21 protein-coding genes are annotated in these 22,284 nt (G+C 72.7%); 11 read left to right on the forward strand and 10 right to left on the reverse strand.

Annotation, left to right across the window (positions count from 1 at the left end):
- Positions 1 to 126: 126 nt before the first annotated feature.
- The 5 genes from L3K22_RS00005 to L3K22_RS00025 are packed head-to-tail and all read left to right on the forward strand — an operon-like array spanning position 127 to position 5,967.
- A complete protein-coding gene (locus L3K22_RS00005) occupies positions 127 to 2,070 on the forward strand; it encodes a helicase-related protein (protein WP_263309597.1) in 1,944 nt (647 codons plus the stop codon).
- A 26-nt stretch (positions 2,071 to 2,096) separates the two neighbouring features.
- The gene (locus L3K22_RS00010) at positions 2,097 to 2,879 is read left to right on the forward strand and encodes a hypothetical protein (RefSeq protein WP_263309598.1); all 783 of its coding nucleotides are present in this window, start codon (positions 2,097 to 2,099) and stop codon (positions 2,877 to 2,879) included.
- Positions 2,876 to 4,513 (forward strand): apolipoprotein N-acyltransferase, encoded by a 1,638-nt coding sequence (gene lnt, locus L3K22_RS00015; protein WP_263309599.1) that lies wholly within the window; start codon positions 2,876 to 2,878, stop codon positions 4,511 to 4,513. The genes L3K22_RS00010 and lnt overlap by 4 nt, the downstream gene beginning before the upstream one ends.
- A 55-nt stretch (positions 4,514 to 4,568) precedes the next feature.
- Positions 4,569 to 5,327, forward strand: a complete 759-nt coding sequence (locus L3K22_RS00020) for a polyprenol monophosphomannose synthase (protein WP_259880532.1) — start codon at positions 4,569 to 4,571, stop codon at positions 5,325 to 5,327.
- Positions 5,328 to 5,361: 34 nt separating this feature from the next.
- Positions 5,362 to 5,967, forward strand: coding sequence for an FxsA family protein (locus tag L3K22_RS00025; protein WP_263309600.1), 606 nt, complete (start codon positions 5,362 to 5,364; stop codon positions 5,965 to 5,967).
- Positions 5,968 to 6,051: 84 nt separating this feature from the next.
- Here the strand turns inward: L3K22_RS00025 and L3K22_RS00030 are convergent, their stop codons facing one another.
- From L3K22_RS00030 to L3K22_RS00050, 5 genes are all read right to left on the reverse strand, one after another.
- Positions 6,052 to 6,402, reverse strand: coding sequence for an RNA polymerase-binding protein RbpA (locus L3K22_RS00030; RefSeq protein WP_010551569.1), 351 nt, complete (start codon positions 6,400 to 6,402; stop codon positions 6,052 to 6,054).
- Positions 6,403 to 6,544: 142 nt separating this feature from the next.
- Positions 6,545 to 7,357, reverse strand: a complete 813-nt coding sequence (locus tag L3K22_RS00035) for a glycerophosphodiester phosphodiesterase family protein (RefSeq protein ID WP_263309601.1) — start codon at positions 7,355 to 7,357, stop codon at positions 6,545 to 6,547.
- The gene (locus L3K22_RS00040; RefSeq protein ID WP_263309602.1) at positions 7,329 to 8,312 is read right to left on the reverse strand and encodes an SURF1 family cytochrome oxidase biogenesis protein; all 984 of its coding nucleotides are present in this window, start codon (positions 8,310 to 8,312) and stop codon (positions 7,329 to 7,331) included. Before L3K22_RS00040 ends, L3K22_RS00035 begins: the two co-directional genes overlap by 29 nt.
- Positions 8,309 to 8,839: a hypothetical protein gene (locus L3K22_RS00045; RefSeq protein ID WP_263309603.1), complete on the reverse strand. Its 531-nt coding sequence runs from the start codon at positions 8,837 to 8,839 to the stop codon at positions 8,309 to 8,311. Before L3K22_RS00045 ends, L3K22_RS00040 begins: the two co-directional genes overlap by 4 nt.
- Positions 8,836 to 10,752: a hypothetical protein gene (locus tag L3K22_RS00050; protein WP_263309604.1), complete on the reverse strand. Its 1,917-nt coding sequence runs from the start codon at positions 10,750 to 10,752 to the stop codon at positions 8,836 to 8,838. Before L3K22_RS00050 ends, L3K22_RS00045 begins: the two co-directional genes overlap by 4 nt.
- A 167-nt stretch (positions 10,753 to 10,919) precedes the next feature.
- Here L3K22_RS00050 and L3K22_RS00055 point away from each other — a divergent pair, with 167 nt between their 5' ends.
- Positions 10,920 to 11,645 carry a beta-ketoacyl-ACP reductase gene (locus L3K22_RS00055; RefSeq protein ID WP_263309605.1) on the forward strand — a complete coding sequence of 242 codons (726 nt, stop codon included), beginning with the start codon at positions 10,920 to 10,922 and terminating at the stop codon, positions 11,643 to 11,645.
- Positions 11,646 to 11,690: 45 nt separating this feature from the next.
- Entirely contained in the window at positions 11,691 to 12,218 is a 528-nt protein-coding gene (locus L3K22_RS00060) for a SixA phosphatase family protein (RefSeq protein ID WP_263309606.1), read from the forward strand.
- A 64-nt stretch (positions 12,219 to 12,282) separates the two neighbouring features.
- Here the strand turns inward: L3K22_RS00060 and serB are convergent, their stop codons facing one another.
- Both serB and glgC read right to left on the reverse strand, forming a co-directional pair.
- Complete coding sequence (gene serB, locus L3K22_RS00065) at positions 12,283 to 12,939, reverse strand: phosphoserine phosphatase SerB (RefSeq protein WP_263309607.1); 657 nt, start codon at positions 12,937 to 12,939, stop codon at positions 12,283 to 12,285.
- Between the two features lie 20 nt (positions 12,940 to 12,959).
- Complete coding sequence (gene glgC / locus L3K22_RS00070; protein ID WP_263309608.1) at positions 12,960 to 14,201, reverse strand: glucose-1-phosphate adenylyltransferase; 1,242 nt, start codon at positions 14,199 to 14,201, stop codon at positions 12,960 to 12,962.
- Positions 14,202 to 14,326: 125 nt separating this feature from the next.
- Here glgC and glgA point away from each other — a divergent pair, with 125 nt between their 5' ends.
- Positions 14,327 to 15,520, forward strand: coding sequence for a glycogen synthase (glgA, locus tag L3K22_RS00075; protein ID WP_263309759.1), 1,194 nt, complete (start codon positions 14,327 to 14,329; stop codon positions 15,518 to 15,520).
- Positions 15,521 to 15,565: 45 nt separating this feature from the next.
- On the opposite strand, the gene L3K22_RS00080 is transcribed toward glgA, so the two are convergent.
- Entirely contained in the window at positions 15,566 to 16,351 is a 786-nt protein-coding gene (locus tag L3K22_RS00080) for an Rv1486c family protein (RefSeq protein WP_263309609.1), read from the reverse strand.
- Positions 16,348 to 17,889, reverse strand: a complete 1,542-nt coding sequence (locus L3K22_RS00085) for an RNB domain-containing ribonuclease (protein WP_263309610.1) — start codon at positions 17,887 to 17,889, stop codon at positions 16,348 to 16,350. Before L3K22_RS00085 ends, L3K22_RS00080 begins: the two co-directional genes overlap by 4 nt.
- 106 nt (positions 17,890 to 17,995) lie before the next feature.
- On the opposite strand from L3K22_RS00085, the gene L3K22_RS00090 reads away from it, so the two are divergent.
- The gene (locus L3K22_RS00090) at positions 17,996 to 18,790 is read left to right on the forward strand and encodes an ABC transporter ATP-binding protein (protein ID WP_263309611.1); all 795 of its coding nucleotides are present in this window, start codon (positions 17,996 to 17,998) and stop codon (positions 18,788 to 18,790) included.
- A 4-nt stretch (positions 18,791 to 18,794) separates the two neighbouring features.
- Positions 18,795 to 19,625 (forward strand): TrmH family RNA methyltransferase, encoded by an 831-nt coding sequence (locus tag L3K22_RS00095; RefSeq protein WP_263309612.1) that lies wholly within the window; start codon positions 18,795 to 18,797, stop codon positions 19,623 to 19,625.
- Between the two features lie 32 nt (positions 19,626 to 19,657).
- On the opposite strand, the gene L3K22_RS00100 is transcribed toward L3K22_RS00095, so the two are convergent.
- A complete protein-coding gene (locus tag L3K22_RS00100) occupies positions 19,658 to 20,665 on the reverse strand; it encodes an Abi family protein (protein ID WP_263309613.1) in 1,008 nt (335 codons plus the stop codon).
- Between the two features lie 140 nt (positions 20,666 to 20,805).
- Between L3K22_RS00100 and L3K22_RS00105 the strand changes: the two genes are divergently transcribed.
- Positions 20,806 to 22,056: an IS256 family transposase gene (locus L3K22_RS00105; protein WP_263309614.1), complete on the forward strand. Its 1,251-nt coding sequence runs from the start codon at positions 20,806 to 20,808 to the stop codon at positions 22,054 to 22,056.
- The last annotated feature ends 228 nt before the right edge of the window (positions 22,057 to 22,284 follow it).

Genomic DNA, 22,284 nt, shown 5'->3' on the forward strand with positions numbered 1-22,284 from the left:
CGGGGCGGGGACCCTCGCGGCGAGCACGAGGGCCCGCGGCGCCACGGTCCGGGCTCGGGCCATGACGACTCGCGGCACGGGGGCGGTCGGCACGGCGGCTCTCGCGGCGCGGCCGGTGGCCGTCCGATGCGCCGCCCCGAGGTGGTCGAGGTGCTCGATGATGCCGCGCTGCTGCCCGCGATCATGTTCATCTTCTCCCGCGCCGGCTGCGAGGGCGCCGTCCAGCAGTGCGCCCGGGCCCGCCTGCGCCTGACCGACGACCACGAGCGCGGCGAGATCCGCGCCGTCCTCGACGAGCGCCTGGCCGAGATCGGCGTCGAGGACGAGGAGGTGCTGGGCCTGCACGCCTTCCGCCGCGCCGTCCTGGACGGCTACGCCGCCCACCACGCCGGGATGCTGCCGCTGCTGAAGACCGTCGTCGAGGAGCTCTTCGCCCGCGGGCTGCTCAAGGTCGTCTTCGCCACCGAGACCCTCGCTCTCGGCATCAACATGCCGGCCCGCTCCGTGGTGCTCGAGAAGCTCGTGAAGTTCAACGGCGTCGAGCACGCCGACCTCACACCGGGGGAGTACACCCAGCTCACCGGTCGTGCGGGACGGCGCGGCATCGACACCGAGGGGCATGCCGTGATCGTCGGCGGGCCGCGCTTCGACGCCGCGGCCGCCGCCTCCCTCGCCTCGCGCCGGACCTATCCGCTGCGCTCCGCCTTCCGCCCCACCCCGAACATGGCGGTGAACCTGCTGGACCGCTTCGACCTCTCCCGCGCCCGCGAGACCCTCGAGACCAGCTTCGCCCAGTTCCAGGCGGACCGCTCCGTGGTGGGCCTCGCCCGGCGCGCCCGCGAGCTCGAGGACACCGTCGCGGACTACCGTGCGGCGGTGACCTGCGAGCGCGGCGACCTGCTCGAGTACGCCGGGATCCAGGAGGCGATCAGCGCGCGGGAGAAGGAGCTCTCCCAGGCCCGGGCCGCCGCGGACCGCGACCGCACCCGCAGCGTCCTCGGCGACCTGCGCCGCGGCGAGATCATCGCACTGCCCGGCGGGAAGCGCCGCGGCTACGCCGTCGTGCTCGACGTGGACCGCCACGTCCTCGGCGGTCCCCAGGTGGACCTGCTGGACACCGAGGGACGCCGCCGCAGCCTCCGCCCCGGTGACGTGCCCTCCCCACCCGCGGTCATCGACACCCTGCGCCTGCCGCGCCCGGAGGCGCTCGGCAGCGGCAAGGTGCGCAAGGACACCGCCTCCGCGCTCCGACAGCGCCTGGCGGGCCAGGACGACGACGCCCGCCGCGAGGTGCGCCGGCGGGCCGGACGTACCCCCTCCACCGCCGCCCAGGACCCCCGCCTGCAGGAGCTGCGTGCACAGCTGGCCGAGCACCCCTGCGCGGCCTGCCCCGAGCTCGAGTCGCATCTGCGCTGGGTGGGCCGGTGGCGGAAGTCCCGCGGCGAGCTCGAGGGCGTCCAGCGCCGCATCAGCGGACGCACCAGCTCGCTGGCCCGCCGCTTCGACCGGCTCACCGACCTGCTGCTCGAGCTCGGGTATCTCGAGCACGCGGGCGAGGACGGGGAGGAGCTCGTCCCCACGGCGAGCGGGATGCGGCTGCGACGCCTGTTCAGCGACCGGGACCTGCTGATCGCCGAATGCCTCGAGCACGGTGCCTGGGACGGTCTGGACGCGGCGGGGCTCGCCGCCGTGGTCTCCGCCGCCGTCCACGAGACCCGCCGCGACGACCGTGCGCCGGAGCTGATCCCCGATCCCGCCGTCGGCGCGGCGCTCGAGGCCTCGAGCAGGATCGCCGCCGAGCTGCAGTCCGCCGAGGCGCGGCACGGCATCGACCCCACCCTCCCGCCGGATCCCGCGATCGCGGCGATCGTGCACCGCTGGGCGCGCGGCGCGCACCTGGCCGCCGCGCTCGAGAGCAACGACCTCCCGCCGGGCGATTTCGTGCGCCACTGCCGCCAGGTGATCGACCTGCTCGACCAGCTCACCGCCGACGAGCGCCTGGGCAGGACCGCGCGCGCCGCGATCGACGGCGTGCGCCGCGGCCTTGTCGCCCAGGAGATCGGTCGATGAGCGTTCTCCCAGGGGGAGCGGGGAGGATGGGGCGTGTGAGTGCCCAGAACCAGCCCGCACGGCCCCTCGCGCAGCCCACGGCGGCCGTCCTCTACACCGGCATCGTCCTGTACAGCGCGGACGACCCGGAGGCCTCCGCGATGCTGGTGGCCGACGGGCTGATCGCCTGGACCGGCCCGGAGGACAGCGCCCTCGTGCTCCACCCGGAGGCCGAGCGCGTGGATGCGACCGGCTGCCTGGTCACCCCCGGCTTCGTCGACGCCGCCGCGACCATGGACGGCACCGACCCCGACCCGGCCGGCGACGCCGCCGCGGCCGCGCACGGGATCGTGCTGCGCCTGCCCGGGCCGACGGGCACGCGCGAGGGCGTGCAGGTGATCGCCCCCGTCACCGAGGACGCCGCCTTCCTCGACCTCGTCAGCGACGGCACCCCGCTCGCCTTCGGCTCCGCGGGCCGGGACGAGGCCGCCGATCCGTGGACCTGGGTCCGCGCCGCCGCCCGCACCGCCACCGCCGCGCAGCGCCTCAGCGACCGCGCCGCCTTCCTCGCCGCGAGCCGCGGCGGCCAGCGGGTCGCCGGGAGGCGCCATCCCGGCACCCTGCGCACCGGACTGCCCGCCACGTTCGTCCTGTGGGAGCCGTGGGACCTCACCGTCCGCTCCCTCGCCGAGCGGGTCGACACCTGGTCCACCGACCCCCGCTCCCGCACCCCGCTGCTGCCCGACCTGGACCAGGGCAGCCCGCGCGCCCTGCGCACCGTCGTCGACGGCCGCGTCGTCCACGACGAGCTCGGCGGGGACGGCGAGTGAGCACCGCCGCACGGACCGCCGCCTCGCGCGCGCGCCCGCGGGGCCGCCGTCCGCGCGAGGAGTACGAGGCAACGCCCTGGGCGGTCGCGATCGGCTGCGGGATCCTCGGCGGGATCTGCGCGCTGCTCGCCTTCCCGCCCTACGACCTGTGGATGCTGCTGCCGGTGGGGATCGCGCTGCTGTGCGGCGGGCTGCTGGTGCGATCGGCCTGGCTCGCCGGCCTCGTCTCCCTGCTGTGGGGGCTCGCCTTCTTCATCCCGCTGACCGAGTGGGCCAGCACCTATGCCGGCAGCGCGCCCTGGCTGGCGCTGGGCGTCTTCGAGGCGCTGTACATCGTGCTGTTCGGCCTCGCCGCCCGTGCGGTGATGGTGCGCCACGGCCTCTGCGTCTCCTCCGCGCTGGTGGTCTCCGCGCTCTGGGTGGGCGTCGAGACGCTGCGGGGCAGCGCTCCGTGGGGCGGGCTGACGTGGGGCGCGAGCGGCTTCGCGCTGTCCGACTCGCCGCTGGTGCATCTCGCGCCGTGGATTGGGATGGCCGGGCTCGCCCTCGTGGTCGCCCTGCTGGCCCAGCTGCTGCTGCTCGGCGCTCTCGCCCTCCTGGGGCGCCGCCACCGCGGGCTGACCGGCTTCTCCGGCGTGTGGCCCTTCGCGATCGCCGTCGCCGCCGTGCTCGCCACCGTCGTCGTGCCCCATCCCCTCAACCGCGCCCCGGCGGATCGGCCCTCCATGACGGTCGCCGCCGTGCAGGGCTCGATGGGGGAGATCGACCCCGGCAGCTACACCATGCCGGACGACGTCTTCGACAACCACCTCACCGCCTCCCGCACCGCGGTCGACCAGGCCACTGCCGACGGCACCGACCTCGACCTGGTCGTCTGGCCCGAGGACTCCACCGGCTACGACCCGCGCGAGGACCCCTATCTCTCCTCCCTGCTGACCTCCCTTGCCCGGGACGCGGACGCCCCCGTCCTGGTCGGCACACAGGTGCCCGTGGGGGAGTCGGAGCGGCTGAACCAGTCCGTGCTGATCACCCCGGAGGGCGAGACCCCCTACGCCTACTCCAAGCGCCACCCCGTCCCCTTCGGCGAGTACATCCCGATGCGCGACGTGTTCAGCCGGCTCACCGACAAGGTCGACCTCGTCTCCCGGGACATGATCGCCGGCGAGGAGATCGGCACCATGGACCTCGCCGAGCTCGGCCAGGGCGAGGGCACCGCCGGGCTGCTGATCTGCTTCGAGATCGCCTACGAGGGCCTCGTGCAGGACGTGGTCGACGACGGCGCCGAGGTGATCGTCGTGCAGTCGAACAATGCGCTGTTCGGCGACTCGGACGAGGCGATCCAGCAGCTCGCGCAGGCCCGGGTGATGGCGGTGCTCTCCGGGCGCAGCGTCGTGCACGTCTCGACCGTCGGCCATTCCGCGATCTACAGCCCCGAGGGTCGCCAGATCGATTTCGTGGACCACTGGGAGCAGGGCACGATGGTCGCCGACGTGCCGCTGCGCACCGGGACCACCCCGGCTGTGGCGGCCGGGCCGTGGATCGCGATCGGGATCTCCGCCCTCGGCGTCGCCGGGCTGCTCGTGGCGCTGACCCCCGGTCGTCGCGCCCTGGCCCGGCCTGCGGCCCGTCGCTGATCCTCCGGGCCTCCCCGCCGTCCCGCCCGCGCCGTCCGATCCTCCGAGGAGACCGATGACCCGCCCGTCCACCGCCCCGCTGCCGCCGACCCTCGTGGTTATCCCCACCTATGACGAGCGGGAGGCGCTGCCCGGCACCCTCGAGCGGCTGCGCCGCGCGGTGCCGGAGGCGCACGTGCTCGTGGTGGACGACTCCTCCCCGGACGGCACGGGGGAGTGGGCCGAGGAGGTCTCCCGACGCGATGCGGCCGTGCACGTGCTGCACCGGGCGGGGAAGCAGGGCCTCGGCCCGGCGTATCTCGCGGGCTTCGCCTGGGGTCTCGAGCACGGCTACGAGCAGCTCGTGGAGATGGACGCCGACGCCTCGCACCGGCCCGAGCAGCTGCCGGGCCTGCTGGAGGCCGTGCGGCGCGGCGCCGACCTCGCGATCGGGTCCCGCTGGGTGCCCGGCGGCGCCGTCCACGACTGGCCCGCCCGTCGGCGGCTCCTCTCCCGCGGCGCGAACGTGTACGTGACGGTGCTGATGGGTCTGGGGGTCGCCGACGCCACCGCGGGGTTCCGCGTCTTCCGCGCCGGGCTGCTCTCTCGCCTGATGGTGAAGGACATCGCCTCCCAGGGCTACTGCTTCCAGGTCGACATGACCCGCCGTGCACGGGACCTCGGCGCTGTGATCGCCGAGGTGCCGATCGACTTCGACGAGCGCACCGAGGGGGCCAGCAAGATGTCCTCCGACATCGTGCGCGAGGCGCTCGTGAAGGTGACCCTCTGGGGACTCGCACGTCGCGCCCAGGGCCTTCGCAAGGCCCTGCGCTAACCTGGCCGTCTCCTCGCACAGGAAGGGAACCGCCGTGACGAGCTCGCCCCACAGCACCCCGGGGGCCTCCGGGCGCCCGACCGACCCCGCCGACCGCCGCCGCTCGCGCCGCGCGAGCGCGATCCCGCTCGCGATCGTCGTCGTGGGCCTCCTCGAGCTCGCGATCCTGGTGCTGATCGGCGTGAACACGAGCCTGTGGTGGTCCGTGCTGATCGTCGTGGTGGGCTGGCTCGTCGGCGTGGCGCTGCTGGTCGCCGCCGGACAGCAGTCCTTCGTGCGCGTGCGCTCCCTGTTCCGTGCAGTGCGCGGCAGCGGCGACGTGCAGGACCACCTCTCGCGTCCCGCCTTCACGATGCTCTCGGCGCTGCTGTTCTTCTTCCCCGGACTGCTCACCGACCTCGCCGCGCTCGTGCTGCTGCTCACCCCGGTGCAGAAGCGCGCCGTCTCCGCGATGGGGCTGGGCAGCGGTTCGGAGCAGGCTCGTACCGTGCTCTACCGCCGCTCCGGCAGCGGCGTGATCGACGGCGAGATCATCGTCGAGAACCGTCGCACCGGCGGTGCCTCCGGCGGGGCCGATGGACGGCGGGGGGATGGCGCCGTCCCGCCGATGATCATGCAGGACCCGCCCTCCCCGGAGTGACCCGAGCTGCGAGACCGCCCACGGGAAGAGCCCCCGCCCCGCCGTGATCGGCGGGGCGGGGGCTCTTCCCGTGGGCTGGGGGGCTCAGAGGTTGCGGCGCTGGTGGAGCTTGCCGGCGCGCAGCAGCTCGAGGCGCTGGTCGAGCAGGACCTGGAGGTCCTCCTCGCTGCGGCGCTCGAGCAGCATGTCCCAGTGGGTGCGCACGGGCTTGCCCGGCTTCTCCTCGGGCTTCTCGTGGTCGCGCAGCACCGCGGTCTGGCCGCAGCGGCACTCCCACACGGCCGGGACGTCGGCCTCGACCGAGAAGGGGAGGACGATGTGGTGGCCGTTGGGGCAGTCGTAGATTGCCTCCTGGCGCGGTGCGGCGAGGACGCCCTCGTCGGTCTCCATGGAGAGGGAGCCCAGTCGGGTGCCTCGCAGGCTGCGGCTGTTCATGCGGTTCTCGCTTCCTGCCGGGGTACGGGGCCGGACGGTGTGCCGTCCGGGAGGTCTGTGGGGTGTCGTGCGCGGCGACACCCGCAGGTGTCAACGCCTGCGGGGCCGGATCTCTTCCCGGGAGCTGCACGGCCCTCGCGGGTCAGGCGTCGTCGAGGAGCTCGGAGAGCAGGTCGACGCGATTGCTGATGATACCATCCACGCCCTTGACCAGCAGATCCTGCATGGTCACAGGATCGTCCACGGTCCAGACGTGCACCTCGCAGCCGGCATGGTGCGCGGCGGCGACGGTGTCCCGGGTCACCACCGGGATCCCCTTGAACGTCTCCGGCACCTGCAGCGCACCGTAGGGGGCGAGCAGCCGGTCGGTGACGGCGAGCGGGGCCTCGAGCGCACGGGCGGCGAGGAAGCGGCCGATCACGCCCCGGGAGGCGCTGCGCACGGCCGTGACCCCGGTCGCGGCGCGGAGCGTGGCGACCGCACGGCGCACCACGGCGCCGTCGAAGCCCGCCAGGCACACCCGGTCGGCGCTGCGGGTCCGGGCGATCGCGGCGACGGCGGGACCGATCGCGGAGGGGCTCTTCACGTCGATGTTCAGCGGCACGTCCGGGAAGGCGTCCAGCACGTCCTCGAGCATCGCGAGCGGCCGGTCGCCGGGCAGCCGCACGGCGCCGGCGTCCGACGCCGAGAGCTCGTCGATGCGGCGGGGGTCGCCGGCGATGCGGGCGAGGTCCTCGTCGTGCACGGCGAGGGCCAGTCCGTCCCGGGTCGCGCGGGTGTCGGTCTCGAGCATGTCCGCGCCGGCGTCGAGGGCGGCGCGGAACGCCTCGAGGGTGTTCTCCGGCGCCTCGAGCGCGAGCCCCCGGTGGGCGATGCGGCGCGGCCGCGGGCCGGGCAGGAAGCGCGAGGCGGGCGCTCCGGGCCGCTCAGGGCTGCTGCTGGTCGATGAGGGCATCCTCTTCCTCCTCGTCCTGGCCCCGTCGACGCGCGCGGACGGCGCGTCGGGGGCGATGGTCTGCGGTGTCCCGTGCGCCGGTCCGCGTGGCGGTCCGGGGCGACGGGGCGGCGTGCGGGTCCGCCGGGGCGATGGCGACCGCAGCGTCGTCGTCGCCCTTGCCCGGCGATGCCCCCGCGGTGGCCTCGGCCTCCTCCGCAGCGATGTCCTGGAACTGGCGGCGCAGGCGGAAGATCAGGGCGCCGGGGAAGAACAGCGCGAAGATCCACCACTGGAAGGCGTAGGACAGATGCGGTCCGAGGCCCGTCTCAGGTGCCGGGAGCGGCTGCGGCCGGTCCGCGGCCGGCTCCTCCTGCGCGAGCTCGCCGAAGGCGCCGATCACCACGGCCTCCGTGTCCAGGCCGAGCTGGGAGGCGATCTGGGTGGGGTTGACGGAGTGGGCCTGGCCCTCCGGCGGGACCCGGTCCAGCACCGGCTCCGCCGTCCGCAGACGGGCGGTCACCGTGAGGGTGCCCTCCGGGACGGGCGCCGGATCGGCGGGGGAGCTGGCGTCGGCGTCCTCGGGCACCCAGCCGCGCACGATCATCAGCGTGGTGCCGTCCTCGCCGCGGAAGGGGACCAGCTGCCAGAAGCCGACCTCGCCGCCGAGCTGGCGGTTGCGGACGTAGAGCACGCAGCCGGGATCGGTGCAGTAGCTGCCCTGCATCTCGACCGGCGTCCACACCTGCGCGTCCGGGAGCGGAGCAGCAGGATCGGGCATCGCCTCGGCGAGGGGAACGGCAGAGGCGTCGTAGTTCTCCTCGATGACCGCGGCGCGGTCGCGCTTGTCCTCGAAGCGGCCGTACTGCCACAGCCCGAGGGACACGCAGACGGCGGCGAGCAGCAGCACTACCACGAGGCCGAGGAGGGTGTCGCGGGAGAGCAGGATGCGGCGACGGGCGGAGCGGTCGGTCATCCGCGATCAGGTGCCACGGCGCCCGTCCCGTGATCACCGGGCATCGCGTGCCCGGCCCCGTGCAGATGGCTCGCCTGCTCGCCGAGCACGCCGGTGAGGTCCTCGATCCCGAACTGCACCAGCTGCACGAAGAGGATCACCGTCGCGGCGGTGAGCAGCAGGCCGAGGGCTGTGACCGTGATGGTCATCCCCAGGCGCAGCCGCGGCCGGTCCCTGCGGGGCTGTGCCGGCGGGAAGCCGTAGTCCTCGTCCTGGAGGTGGTTCTCGGTCCACATCCCGGGGTTGAGGACGGAGACCGGGTACTGCTCGACCCGCGCCCGGGGGCGGGCGCCGCTGGCGGGGACATCCTCGGAGTCCTGCAGCGGCGCCCCGGCCTGCGGGGCGGATCGGTCGTCCGTCCAGAGCCTCCACCCGGCCGGCACCGGCCCCCAGGAGGGGCCGGGCCGGAAGTCCGCCGGCGGGACCCACTCGTCATGCGGGGGTTCGGGCCAGTTCGGCGGCGGGTTGAAGCGCTGTGCGGAGGTCACGCAGGGACGTCCCAGGAGTAGTTGTCCGAGTAGCTGTCGAAGTCCAGCTTGTTGCCGCCGGCGCGCTTGACGTCGAACAGAATCGTCATCGTGTATTCGTCACCGGCCTTGAAGCCCTCCTCCGGCGTCCAGCTCGCCCCGGAGCCCTTGAGCCCGAAGGTCGGGGTCGCCGGCGAGACGCCGCCGCCGTAGGGGGTCATCACGGTGAACTGGTGGGGGTTCAGCCCGTCGAACGTGCCCTCGGTGACGGTGAGCTTCGCGGTGACCACGAGGTAGTCGCCCTGCTCGCCGGGCTCGACGGTGCCGCCGTACTCGCTCTCGAGCTGATCGGCAGGCTTGTACTCCATGTGCACGGCCATGGTCCCGGTGCCGTCGGTGCCCACGATCTGGACCGGCTTCGCGGAGGGGTCGATGGTGGCGAGGTCGGTCGGGGTCGGCTCGGGCTCCTCCGCCTCGTCGTCGGTGGTCTCCTCGGGCGTCGTCTCCTCGCCGCCGTCGGTGGTCTCCTCCTGGGAGGTGGTGGGGTCTCCGCCCCCGGTCGGCTCGTCGCCCCCGCGGTTCAGCAGGAACACTCCGCCGATGATCGCGAGGGCCAGCGCGATGACGATCAGGAGGATGCAGCCGATCCACCAGAAGCGCCGGAGGAAGCCCTTCTTCGGCGGCTCGGCGCCGGTCGAGGCGGTCCACGCGGCCCCGGAGTCGGTCGAGGGCGAGCCCTGTTCGTAGCCCTGGGCGGGGGAGCCGGGGCCGTAGCCCTGGGCAGGCGAGCCCTGCCCGTAGCCCTGGGCGCCGTACTCGGCGGGCGAGGCCTGGCCATAGCCCTGGTCGGCCGAGGCCTGGCCGTAGCCCTGGGCAGGGGAGGCCTGGCCGTAGCCGGCCTGCGCCTGCCCGTAGCCCTGGTCTGCAGAGGCCTGGCCGTAGCCCTGTCCCTGGCCGAAGCCGGACGCGACATCGCCCTGGCCGTGGGTCTGGCCGTAGTCGGGCGCGGAGGGCGCCCCGCCGTCGGCGGAGCCCTGGGAGGCGTCGGAGGAACCCTGGGCGGCGTACGCGCCGCCGGCCGCCGCACCGCCGACGGCGGCACCGCCTGCGGCACCGCCTGCGGCTGCCGCACCCCAGCCCGCACCGCTGTGGTCCGTGCCCTGGGCGGAGGCGTCCTGGCCCGTGCCCGGTGCCGGCTCCGCGGTCTCGTACGGGGCCTGCTGGGCGAGGCCCGCCTCGAGATCGGGACCCGCGTATTCGGCGGTCTCCGAGGCTCCGGAAGTCCCGGAGGCGACGCCGCCGGCCTCGGAGTCGGTCCCGGCGGTGCGGGGGTCGGCGCCCGCGACGTGCGTCGCGTCCACGCCGTCGGAGGAAGCGGACTGCTGCGGTGCATCGGCCCCAGCAGGCGCCGGTGCGGGCACCCCCTGGTCGACGGGCTCGGCCGCATGCCGCCCGCGGGTGTCGTCGGCGTGCTCGCCGGACGGCGTGCCCTGCGCGGCGTCGGCACCGCTGGGAGCGGCGCCGTAGGGGTTGATCGCGCCGTACTGGCCGGGGGAGCCCTGCGCGGCAGGGGCATCCTGGCCTGCGGGAACATCCCGACCAGCGGAGGGATCCTGGACGTCCGCCGCGGGCTCGGACGCGGTGGTCACGGGCTGCTCGGGCTGCTGTGCCACGTGCGTCCGCGCATCATCGCCCGCGCTCAGCCGCGTCGCGTCGTCCTCGACCGGCGCGGGCTCCTGCGCAGGAACGGGCTGCTCGGCCGAAGCCTGCTCCGGCGCGGCCGGCGGGGCCGCCGGGGCGTCCTCGGCGCTGACCCAGAAGTTCCAGCCCTCGGGCGCGGGGCCCCACGACGGATCCGGCTGCCAGCCGGGAGGCGGGCTCCACTGCGGATCGTCGATCGGCCAGTTCGGCGGAGGATTGAAGCGATAGGCCATCGTGGGGCACCTTCCGGAGCTGTGGGCGGGGCCGGGTCCCCCCTCGGGTCCCGACGCTCTCTCGCCCCGTATCGTAGAGCACACACCCCTACCGGGCGGCGTCCCCGCCGCGTGCCGACACACCGGTTCCACGCCGCTCCCGCCGCCCCTGACACGAAGGAGTCCGCATGACCGACAGCACCCCCGAACCCCGCAGCGTCCTGGTCACGGGAGGCAACCGGGGCATCGGCCGGTCGATCGCGCAGGAGTTCCTCCGCCGCGGCGACAAGGTCGCGGTCACCAGCCGCTCCGGCACCGGCGGCCCCGAGGGCGCACTCACCGTCGCCGCCGACGTCACCGACGGCGACAGCCTCACCGCCGCGATCAAGGCCGTCGAGGCCGAGAACGGACCGATCGAGGTGCTGGTCGCGAACGCCGGCATCACCGACGACCAGCTCCTGCTGCGGATGAGCGACGAGTCCTTCGAGACGGTGCTCGACACCAACCTCACCGGCGCCTTCCGCACGGTGCAGCGCGTGATCAAGTCGATGGTGCGCAAGAAGAAGGGCCGCATCGTGCTGATCAGCTCCGTGGTGGGCCTGTACGGCTCGCCCGGGCAGGTCAACTACGCAGCCTCGAAGTCCGGTCTCGTCGGCATCGCCCGCGCGCTCACCCGCGAGCTCGGCTCCCGCGGCATCACCGCGAACGTGGTCGCGCCCGGCTACATCGACACCGAGATGACCCAGCAGCTCTCCGAGGATCTCCAGGACAGCTACCGCAAGGCGATCCCCACCGGGCGCTTCGCGGACCCGGAGGAGGTGGCCCGCGTCGTGGCGTTCGTCGCGAGCGACGATGCGGCGTACATCTCCGGCGCCGTCATCCCCGTCGACGGCGGCCTGGGCATGGGACACTGATCCCCGTCCCGAACCGACCGACCCTGAAGGTGTGAATCCACCCCGATGTCCTCCTCCGACCCCGCCAGTCGTCTGCTGCTCCTGATGCGCCACGGCAAGGCGGAGAACAGCTCCGGCCAGCCCGACCACGAGCGTGCGCTGGCCGAGCGCGGACAGTCCCAGGCCCGACTGGTGGGGGAGTACCTCGCCGCGCAGAACGTGCAGGTCTCCCGGGTGCTCGTCTCGGACTCGACCCGCACCGCGCAGACCTGGGAGGGCGTCCGCTCGCAGATGCCGGACTTCGACGGCGAGGTCACCTCGCACGAGGAGATCTACTCCGGCGGCCCCTCGGAGCTGCTCTCGCTGGTCCGGGGCGTCGCCCCGGAGCACGCGGTGGTGCTGGTGATCGGGCACGAGCCGACCATCTCCTCGCTCAGCGCGCTGCTGGCGGACGAGGACTCCGACGCCGGGGCGACCGCGCAGGCCCGCATCGGCATGCCGACCGGTTCCATGTCGGTGCTCTCCGGCTCCCTGGAGAACTGGGAGGCCCTCGGCGAGGACGCGCTCACCCTGCACACCATCGTCCGCCCCTGAGGCCGACGCGACAGCGCCCGCCCCACCGTGACGGTGGGGCGGGCGCTGTGCTGTGCGGAGCCGCTCAGCGGGAGGCCGCGGCCTCCAGGTGCGGCCAGGCGTCCAGCAGCGATGCCCCGTCCAGCACCACGTCGGCGACCTCCCGCAGCGCGGGCTTCGCCCGGAAGGCGATGCCGGTGCCGGCGGCGGCGAGCATCTCGCGGTCGTTCGCCCCGTCGCCCATCGCCACGATCCGCGCGACCGGCACGCCGTGCCGCTCGGCAAGCTCCTCGAGGGTCGCGCGCTTCGCGGCGCCGTCGATGATCGGGCCGGAGACCTTCCCGGTGAGGCGGCCCTCCGCGATCTCGAAGCGGTTCGCCCGCACGTGGTCGATGCCCGCCTCGGCGGCGAGGGAATCGATCACCTCGTGGAACCCGCCGGAGACCAGCGCGGTCGCCCAGCCGGCCGCCTTCGCGCGGCGCACCAGATCGAGCGCGCCGGGCGTCGGCACCAGCGAGGAGCGCACTTGGGCGAGAACCGCTTCGTCGAGCCCCTCCAGCAGCGCCACCCGCGCCCGCAGCGACGCGGCGAAGTCGAGCTCGCCGCGCATCGCCGCGGTGGTGATCTCCTCGACCTCGGCCCGCACGCCGGCGTGATCGGCGACGAGCTCGATCACCTCCTGCGTGAGGAAGGTCGAGTCGACGTCGGAGACGAGCAGCCCCGTCGCGAGGGAGGTCGTCATGGTCCCGGGAACTGCGGCGCTCACGGCTCGATGACCGTGCCCTTGCCGATCACGGTGATGCCGGACTCGGTGACGACCCAGCCGCGGGCCCGGTCCTTCTCGGCGTCCAGGCCGATCTGGGTGCGCGGGGGGACGATCACGTCCTTGTCGATGATCGCGCGGTGGATCTGGCAGTGCCGCCCCACCGTGACGCCATCCATCAGCACGGAGTCCGAGACCGTCGACCAGGAGTTCACGCGCACCCCGGGGGAGAGCACGGAGCTGGAGACCGAGGCGCCGGAGACGACCACACCGGGCGAGATGACGGAGTCCACTGCGGAGCCGACGCGGCCGGGGCCGGCGTGGACGAACTTCGCCGGCGGCGCGTTGCGGTGCCCGGTGAAGGTGGGCCACTCGTCGTTGTAGAGGTTGAACACGGGGTGGATCGAGATCAGATCCATGTGCGCGTCGTAGAAGGCGTCCAGGGTGCCGACGTCGCGCCAGTAGTCGCGGTCGCGATCGGTGGAGCCCGGCACGTCGTTGTGGATGAAGTCGTAGACCGTCGCGTCGCCGTTCTCCACGAACGAGGGGACGATGTCGCCGCCCATGTCGTGCTTGGAGGAGTCGTCCTCGGCGTCGCGGGTGACGGCCTCGACCAGCGCGTCGGCGGTGAAGATGTAGTTGCCCATCGAGGCGAGGACCGAGGAGGGGTCGTCGGCCAGGCCCTCGGTCTCCTTCGGCTTCTCGACGAAGGCCGTGATGGCGGTGGGGTCCGACGGATCGGTCTCGATGACGCCGAACTGGTCCGACAGCTCGATCGGCTGGCGGATCGCGGCGACCGTGCAGGAGCGGCCGGACTCGATGTGCGCATCCAGCATCTGCGAGAAGTCCATGCGGTAGATGTTGTCGGCGCCGACGACGACCACGTACTCCGGCTTCTCGTCGTGGATCAGGTTCAGCGACTGGGCGATCGCGTCGGCGCTGCCGCGGAACCAGTGCTTGCCCGTCCGCTGCTGCGCGGGGACCGGCGCGACGTAGTTGCCCAGCAACGAGCTCATCCGCCACGTCTGGGCGACGTGCTTGTCCAGCGAGTGCGACTTGTACTGGGTGAGCACGACGATCTTGAGATAGCCGGAGTTGACGATGTTCGACAGGGCGAAGTCGATGAGGCGGTAGATGCCGCCGAACGGCACCGCGGGCTTTGCCCGATCGAGGGTCAGCGGCATCAGCCGCTTCCCCTCGCCGCCGGCGAGGACGATGGCGAGGACCTTCTGGGACGACATGGTGCGAGGATAGTCCAATCGTGGCACTCGTCACGCACATCCCCGAGAGCGTGGACGCACCGGACGGATCGGGCAAACCGGTCCGCGCCGTGCGCCCCCGCCGAGGCACGAAGGAGAAGGAGCCCATGCGCGTCGACCTGCTCACCAAGGAGTACCCCCCGGAGGTCTACGGCGGCGCCGGGGTGCACGTCGCCGAGCTCACCAAGGTGCTGCGCCCGCACATCGACGTGCGGGTGCGGGCCTTCGGCGCCGAGCGCGAGGAGGAGGGCACCAGCTCCTACAGCACCCCCGCGGAGCTCGAGGGGGCCAACGCCGCCCTGTCCACCCTCGGCACCAACCTGCTGATCGCCGCGGACTGCGGCGGCGCGGACCTGGTCCATTCCCACACCTGGTACGCGAACTTCGCCGGGCACGTCGCCTCGCTGCTGCACGGGATCCCGCACGTGCTCTCGGCCCACTCCCTCGAGCCGCTGCGCCCGTGGAAGGCCGAGCAGCTCGGCGGCGGCTATCGCGTCTCCTCCTTCGCCGAGCGCACCGCCTACGAGGGCGCCGCCGGGGTCATCGCGGTCTCCGCCGGGATGCGGGAGGACATCCTGCGCGCCTACCCCTCGGTCGACCCGGCCAAGGTGCACGTGGTCCACAACGGCATCGACATCGACTCCTGGGCCCCGAACCAGGACACCTCGGCGCTGACCACCCGCGGCATCGACCCCGAGGCGCCGACGATCGTGTTCGTCGGCCGGATCACCCGCCAGAAGGGCCTGCCCTACTTCCTGCGGGCGGTGCGCGAGCTGCCCGAGGACTACCAGGTGGTGCTGTGCGCCGGCGCCCCGGACACCCCGGAGATCGCCCAGGAGGTCGACGGGCTCGTCAGGGAGCTGTCCACCACCCGCGGCAACGTGCACCTGATCACCGAGATGCTGCCGCGCCACGAGCTGACCCAGATCCTCACCCACGCGACCACCTTCGCGTGCCCGAGCATCTACGAGCCGCTCGGCATCGTGAACCTCGAGGCCATGGCCTGCGGCACCCCCGTGGTCGCCTCCGCGACCGGCGGCATCCCCGAGGTCGTCGCCGAGGAGGAGACCGGCTACCTGGTCCAGCTCGAGCAGCTCACCGACGGCACCGGCACCCCCGTGGACCCGGAGCAGTTCATCGCCGACACCCGCGACGCACTGGTGCGGATGGTCTCGGACCCGGCACGTGCGAAGGAGATGGGCGAGGCCTCGCGCCGTCGCGCCGCCGAGCACTTCTCCTGGACCTCGATCGCGGAGCGCACCCTGGAGGTCTACCGCACGGTCATCGAGCAGTCGCGCTGACCGACTGACCGTCGGCCGTCCCGGCACGCGCCGGGACGGGCGAGCTCAGCCCAGCTCGTCCAGCACGATCCGCTCGATCGCCTCGACCAGCGCCGCGCGCGCCGCCTCGTGCAGCTCGTCGAGCAGGCCCCGCCGTGCGAGCGCCTCCGAGAGGTCGATCGTGTGGCCGTGCCCCTCCTCGATCTCGGAGCGGGTCAGCAGCAGGGTGCGGGAGGCCAGGACCAGCAGGTGCGCGGCCGCCCCGTCGACGTGGCGCGGCAGGGCGGTGGAGATCCAGGTGGCCGGGATGCGGGCGGCCTCGACCGGCTCCTCGGGCACCAGGTCCAGGTCGACGCTCCCCTCGGCCGTGCGGCGCAGCGCGCGCAGCAGCTCCTCGCGGGCGCTGCCCGAGGTCGCCGCGGGCGGCACCTGCGCGCCGAGCGGCGCCTCGACCTTCACCCAGGTCACCGCCGTGACCTCGCGTCCCTCGACCTCGACCGGGGTCAGCACCGGGACGAGGGTGTGATCGGCGATCCCGGCGCCGGTGACGATGATCGCCTGCTCCGCCTCGAGGGCGAGCGGCACCACCGGAGGCGGGCCGACGAGTCCCGCGAGCCGGCCGGGGGCGGGCAGCACCAGACGCAGCTGGGCGAGCGGCAGGCGGCGCAGCGCCGTCATCCACTCGAACAGGTCCGTGCCCTCGCCGGAGGGTCCGGAGCGGCCCACGCCGTGGGTCATCCGGGCGGCGTCGTCGGGGCCGAGGTCGCCGCGCAAGTAGGCGGCGGTCCACAGCATCAGCACCGCCGCCCGGGGGAGGGCGACGAGATCACGCCCGGCAGCCGCCTCGCTCATGAGCCGGCTCCGTCCGCGCCGCCGGGCGCCCCGTCGTCGGCCGCGCTCGACCCCTCGGCCGCGACGAAGACCGCCCGCCGCGCGGGGACGTCCACCGTCTCCAGCCGCACCCGCACCACGGTCCCGACCTCCGCGTCCATCGGCACCCAGGCGGTCACCGGCGGATCGGTCAGCTGCACCTCGACGCGCAGCGGAGCGCCGGAGCCGTTGCCCTCGCTCGCCTCGCGCCGCTCGATCACCGTCGCGTCGAAGGTCTCGCCCTGCCAGGCGACGAGGGCGGCGGTCTCCACCAGCTCGCGGGCGGCCCGCTCGAGGTTCCCGGCCCGCGCGCCGGTGGACTGCATCGCCTCGGGGATCTCGCCGAGGGCGGCGAGCAGCTCCTGCGAGGGGCTGCGGCCCTGTGCATGGTCCAGGCAGACCAGCAGCACGAAGCGGTCCACCAGGCGGCGCAGCGGCGCGGTGGTGTGGGCGTAGGGCGCGGCGATCGCGGCCTGCACCGGGTCCTCGGGCACCTCCTCGGGCCGGGTGAACGCCGCATAGGAGGCGCCCCGGAACAGGGAGGTGGCGAGGTTCAGCAGCGCGAGATGGGTCGGCTCGCGCCAGTCCAGGGAGCGCAGGAACTCCCCGTACTCCACGCCCTCGCGCCAGGGCACGCCGAGTACCTCGCTCTGGCGGCGGAACCGGTCCACGGCGCGCTGCTCCGCGGGCGGCATGGTGCGCAGGATGCCCGCGCCGTGCTCGAGCATCAGGCTCGCCGCGGCCATGCCGGTCATCAGCGAGAGCTGCGCGTTCGCGTCCTCGATCGGGTTCATGCTCCGCCAGGTCAGGCGCACGTGGTCCTCCTCGGCCACCACCTCCTGCTCGGGCACGTTCAGGCTCGCCCCGCCGCGCTCGGCCTCGAGCGCGGTGCGGAGGTCGCCGATCTCCTGCAGCAGCACCATCATCGGATGGCCCCGCCCGGCGTCGAGCTCCTGCTGCACCCGGTCGTAGGCGAGCTTCGCGACCGAGCGGACCAGCGCCCGCTCGAGCCCGATCCCGATGACCTCGCCGCGCTCGTCGAGAGTCAGCTCCCACACGAAGGCGGGCGCGGTCTGCTCCGGCAGCAGGGAGGCGACGCCCTCGGAGAGCACCGCGGGATGCAGGGGGATGCGACGGTCCGGGAGGTAGAGGGTCTCCCCGCGCCGCCGGGCCTCGTGGTCGATCACGCCGTGGAGGTCGACGAAGAAGGGCACGTCCGCGATCGCGTACAGCACCCGGTACCCCTCCGCGGTGCGCTCCAGATGCATCGCCTGGTCGAGGTCCGTGGAGCTTGCCGGATCCAGGGTCACGAAGGGCACGTCCGTGAGATCGCGTCGGTCCGCACCGCCTGCCGCGGCGTCGCGCCCCGCGGCCTCCTCGGCGGCGGCGAGCACGTCGGCGGGGAACTCGAGCGGCACGTCGCCGTTGTGGTCCGCCAGGAGCGCGTCGATGCCCTCGCGGAGGTCGTCGGCGGCGACCGAGCCGCGCGGTGCGAGCAGGGAGACGGGACGGTGCGCCACAGGGACCTCCAGCAGGTCGGGGTCGGACCGGGCCAGTCTAGGCAGGGGCCGACGCGCCCGGTGGGCCGACCACGGACCAGGGCGCCCAGCCGATAGGCTCGGGGCCATGTCCGTCGCAGCAGCCTCCCTGACCGATGTCACCGTCACCCGCAGCGGGAAGACCATCCTCGACGAGGTGTCCCTCCGGATCGGGGAGGGGGAGCGGTGGGCGGTGCTCGGCCCCAACGGCGCCGGGAAGTCCACCCTGGTGCGCCTGCTCTCGGCACGGCTGCACCCCACCTCCGGCACCGTCGAGATCCTCGGCGAGCAGCTGGGGCGCGTGGACATCTTCGAGCTGCGCCCCCTGCTGGGCCTGGCGAGCCAGGAGCTCGCCGACACGATCCCGGCCGACGAGACCGCCGAGAACGTCGTGGTCACCGCCGGGTACGGCGTCGTGGGCCGGTGGCGGGAGAGCTACGACGAGGTCGACCTCGAGCGCGCCCGCACCCTGCTGGCCGCCTTCGGCGTCGGCAACCTCGCAGGCCGTCACTTCGGCACCCTCTCCACCGGCGAGCGCAAGCGCGTGCTCGCCGCCCGCGCCCTGATGACCGACCCGGAGCTGCTGCTGCTGGACGAGCCCGCGGCGGGCCTGGACCTCGGCGGCCGCGAGGCGCTCGTGCGCACCCTGGGACGGCTCGCGAAGGACCCCGCGACCCCGGTGACGCTGCTGGTCACCCACCACGTCGAGGAGATCCCGCCGGGCTACACCCATGTCGCGCTGCTGCGCGACGGCGGCCTGGTCGCCGCCGGCCCCATCGCCGAGACCCTCACCTCCCAGAACCTGACGAGGACGTTCGGGCTGCCGCTCGTGGTGGAGCAGCGCGGCGAGCGCTTCACCGCCCGCTCCCTCTCCCTGGACTGAGCGCATGAGCGAGGCGCAGCTGCGCCGGATCACCGAGCTCGGGGACCCGGCGCTCGACGACTACCTGCGCATGACGGACGTGAAGCTCCGCTCCCGCGTCGAGGTGGAGCGGGGCCTGTTCATGGCCGAGAGCTTCGAGGTCATCTCCCGGGCGATGGACGCGGGCATGGCCCCGCGGTCCTTCCTGATGAGCGAGAAGTGGCTTTCGAAGTTCGCGCCGCTGTACGAGCGCTTCCCCGAGGTGCCCGTGTTCGTGGGGGAGGAGGCGCTGCTCGAGCGGCTCACCGGCTTCCATCTGCACCGCGGCGCGCTCGCGGCCATGCAGCGCCCCGAGCTGCCCGGCGTGGCCGAGCTGCTGGAGGGGGCGCGGACCGTCGCCGTGCTCGAGGACATCGTCGACCACACCAACGTCGGGGCGATGTTCCGCTCCGCGGCGGCGCTCGGCGTGGATGCGGTGCTCGTGACCCCGCAGTGCGCGGACCCGCTGTACCGCCGCTCGATCCGCGTCTCCATGGGCACCGTCTTCCAGGTGCCCTGGACCCGGCTGAGCGCCTGGCCCGCCGCGGGCATCGAGGGACTGCACGAGGCCAGCTTCGACGTGCTCGCCCTGGCGCTCACCGACTGGGCGGCGCCGCTGGACGAGGTGGACCTCGGACCGAAGCGGAAGGTCGCCCTCGTCCTCGGCGCCGAGGGCCACGGCCTGAAGCCCGCGACGCTCCGCGCGGTCGACGAGCACGTGGTGATCCCGATGGCCGGGGGAGTGGACTCCCTCAACGTCGCCGCGGCCAGCGCCGTCGTGTTCTGGCAGCGACGGGCGATGCTCGCGCAGGGGTGAGACTCGTCAGTTCCCGGGCACCCTGAGAGTGCTCACGGGGCCAGATGCTTGGCCCAGAATCCGTCGTCCGCCCAGTCTTCGGGGATCCCCATTCCAATGAGGTTCATCCGCGGCCGAGCGCTGATCAGCTCGTGCAGGCGGCGCGCCCAGCTGCTACGGGGAGAGACGGTCTCGAGCACTGCTTGGAGCGACACGAGAACGGGGTAGAGGCGCTTTCTCGAACGCTCGGGGAGAGCATTCGCTCCTGTCAACCACGGGATCGACGGCGAGGTGGGAATAGCGGGATAGACGCCGAGCCCGACGTTCCACAACCGTCCGTGATGCGCGCAGATGTTCCTGACCCGGACGTAGGTCTGGAGCCATGACTCCAGGACCGGGGCGGTGAGTCCGATGCTCTTGGCGATCGCAGTCCGATCAGCACGACGCTTCAGATTGCGGTACGCGCTCGCAAGCTGTCCGATGCTGAGGGTCTCGACCATAAGCCAGGACGGAGGCAACTCGGGAGCGCTGTACATCGTGAGGTAATGCTCGAGAGCCGACCGGTGCACCAGAGAATCCTCACCGGCGTCGGGCGTCCCCCGAAGCCGCTCGTCGCAGCTGTCCTTGACGATTCTGAGGAGCCTGTCGTGCCTGCGTTGATCGCGGAAATGAGAAGCGTCCATATACCAATGGGAGTTCTCACTCGAGGTCGCCATGTGATCGGTGAGCGCAGCCCGGACGGCTACCTCGACCCGCTCTAGCGCATCGAGGACCAGGAGCCGCAGTGCACGATCGAAGACATAAAGATCCAGCACATCGTCGAACTCGGTTCCCCCGCGGAACAGATGGTCGGAATGGCCGTGCTGGAACGGAATGTTGTACGGCGAAAAGCGGTAGTACCCGATGTGCCGCAGATACCGTGCCGTCCGCTCCGGTTCAGGGATGACCAGTCCACGTTCGGACAGCCGTTCGATGAGCTCGTCGAGGGTGAGTGGCGGCTTGTCGTAGACGAGCGCGCCCCGTGAACGCGGCGAATGACGATTCGGGGCGTAGCGATCCATGTCGAGTCCTTGCTGCTGGCAAGTTAAGTCCCCGATAGTGGTGTAGCGCGGTGGCCCTGTGATCGTCCCGGACAAGGACGCGGCCACCGTGTGATCCTTCGAGTGAACCTCTCACAGCACTCTCGAACGGAGTCATCACGATGACCGCTCCTCACATTGTCGACCCTTCCGGCCTGCTCGGTGAAGCCCTGGCCGAAGCGTCCCCGGATCTGATGCGCAGCCTGCTTCAGGACGTGATCAACACCCTGCTCTCCGCGGACGCGGACGCTGTTGCCGGCGCGGAGTACGGCCGGCCCAGCGCTGGTCGTTCTGCGCAGCGCAACGGCTACCGCCATCGCGACCTCGACACCCGCGTCGGCACGATCGACGTCGCGGTTCCCAAGCTCCGCACTGGCACCTACTTCCCCGAGTGGCTGCTCGAGCGGCGCAAGCGCGCCGAGTCAGCTCTGATCACGGTCGTCGCGGACTGCTATCTCGCCGGTGTCTCCACGCGTCGCATGGACAAGCTCGTGAAGACCCTGGGCATCAACAGCCTTTCGAAGTCGCAGGTCAGCAGGATGGCGGAGTCGTTGGACGAGCACGTCGAGCAGTTCCGCCACCGTCCCCTGGACGAGGCCGGGCCGTTCACGTTCGTCTCCGCCGATGCGCTGACGATGAAGGTCCGTGAGGGTGGGCGCGTGATCAACGCCGTCGTCCTGCTCGCGACCGGCGTCAACGGCGACGGGCACCGCGAAGTGCTCGGCATGCGGGTCGCGACCAGCGAGACCGGAGCTGCGTGGAACGGCTTCTTCGCGGACCTCGTCGCCCGCGGCCTCGCCGGGGTGCGCCTGGTGACCTCCGATGCGCATGCGGGACTGGTGGAGGCGATCGCCGCGCATCTTCCCGGGGCGGCCTGGCAGCGGTGCCGCACCCACTACGCGGCGAACCTCATGGCCGTGACGCCGAAGAGCATGTGGCCGGCGGTGAAGGCGATGCTGCACAGCGTCTATGACCAGCCCGACGCAGCAGCGGTCAACGCCCAGTTCGACCGGCTCCTGGACTACGTGAGCGAGAAGCTCCCGGCCGTGGCCGAGCACCTCGATGCCGCCCGCGCAGACCTTCTCGCGTTCACGGCGTTCCCGAAGGATGTGTGGGTGCAGATCTGGTCGAACAATCCCACCGAACGGCTGAACAAGGAGATCCGTCGCCGCACCGATTCCGTCGGCATCTTCCCCACCCGCGAGGCGATCGTCCGCCTCGTCGGCGCGGTCCTGGCCGAGCAGACCGACGAGTGGGCCGAAGGACGCCGCTACCTCGGACTGGACGTCCTGGCCCGCTGCCGCCTCAGCCTCGTCCCCGACACCAGCACCGAGGAGGTCACCACAAGCTCCCTGCCCACCCTGACCGCCTGACCCCTCAGCGAAGGATCGCTACACCACTTCCAGGGACTTGACCTGCTGGCAAAGAAAATCCCCCAAGTGCGCATCGTCGAGAGGCGTGGGGGATGTAGTGAACCCAGCGTAGCACTCCATCCCTCGGCCGATCCGGATCCCCGCAGTGCCGACGTGTCGTGACCTCCACCCCGAGTCACTGAGAGCAGCACGATCTCCGAAGGGGGGAACTGCCAGTTCCTCCCGTCC

It is taken from the genome of Brachybacterium atlanticum (assembly GCF_025669985.1).
GTDB classification, from domain to species: domain Bacteria; phylum Actinomycetota; class Actinomycetes; order Actinomycetales; family Dermabacteraceae; genus Brachybacterium; species Brachybacterium conglomeratum.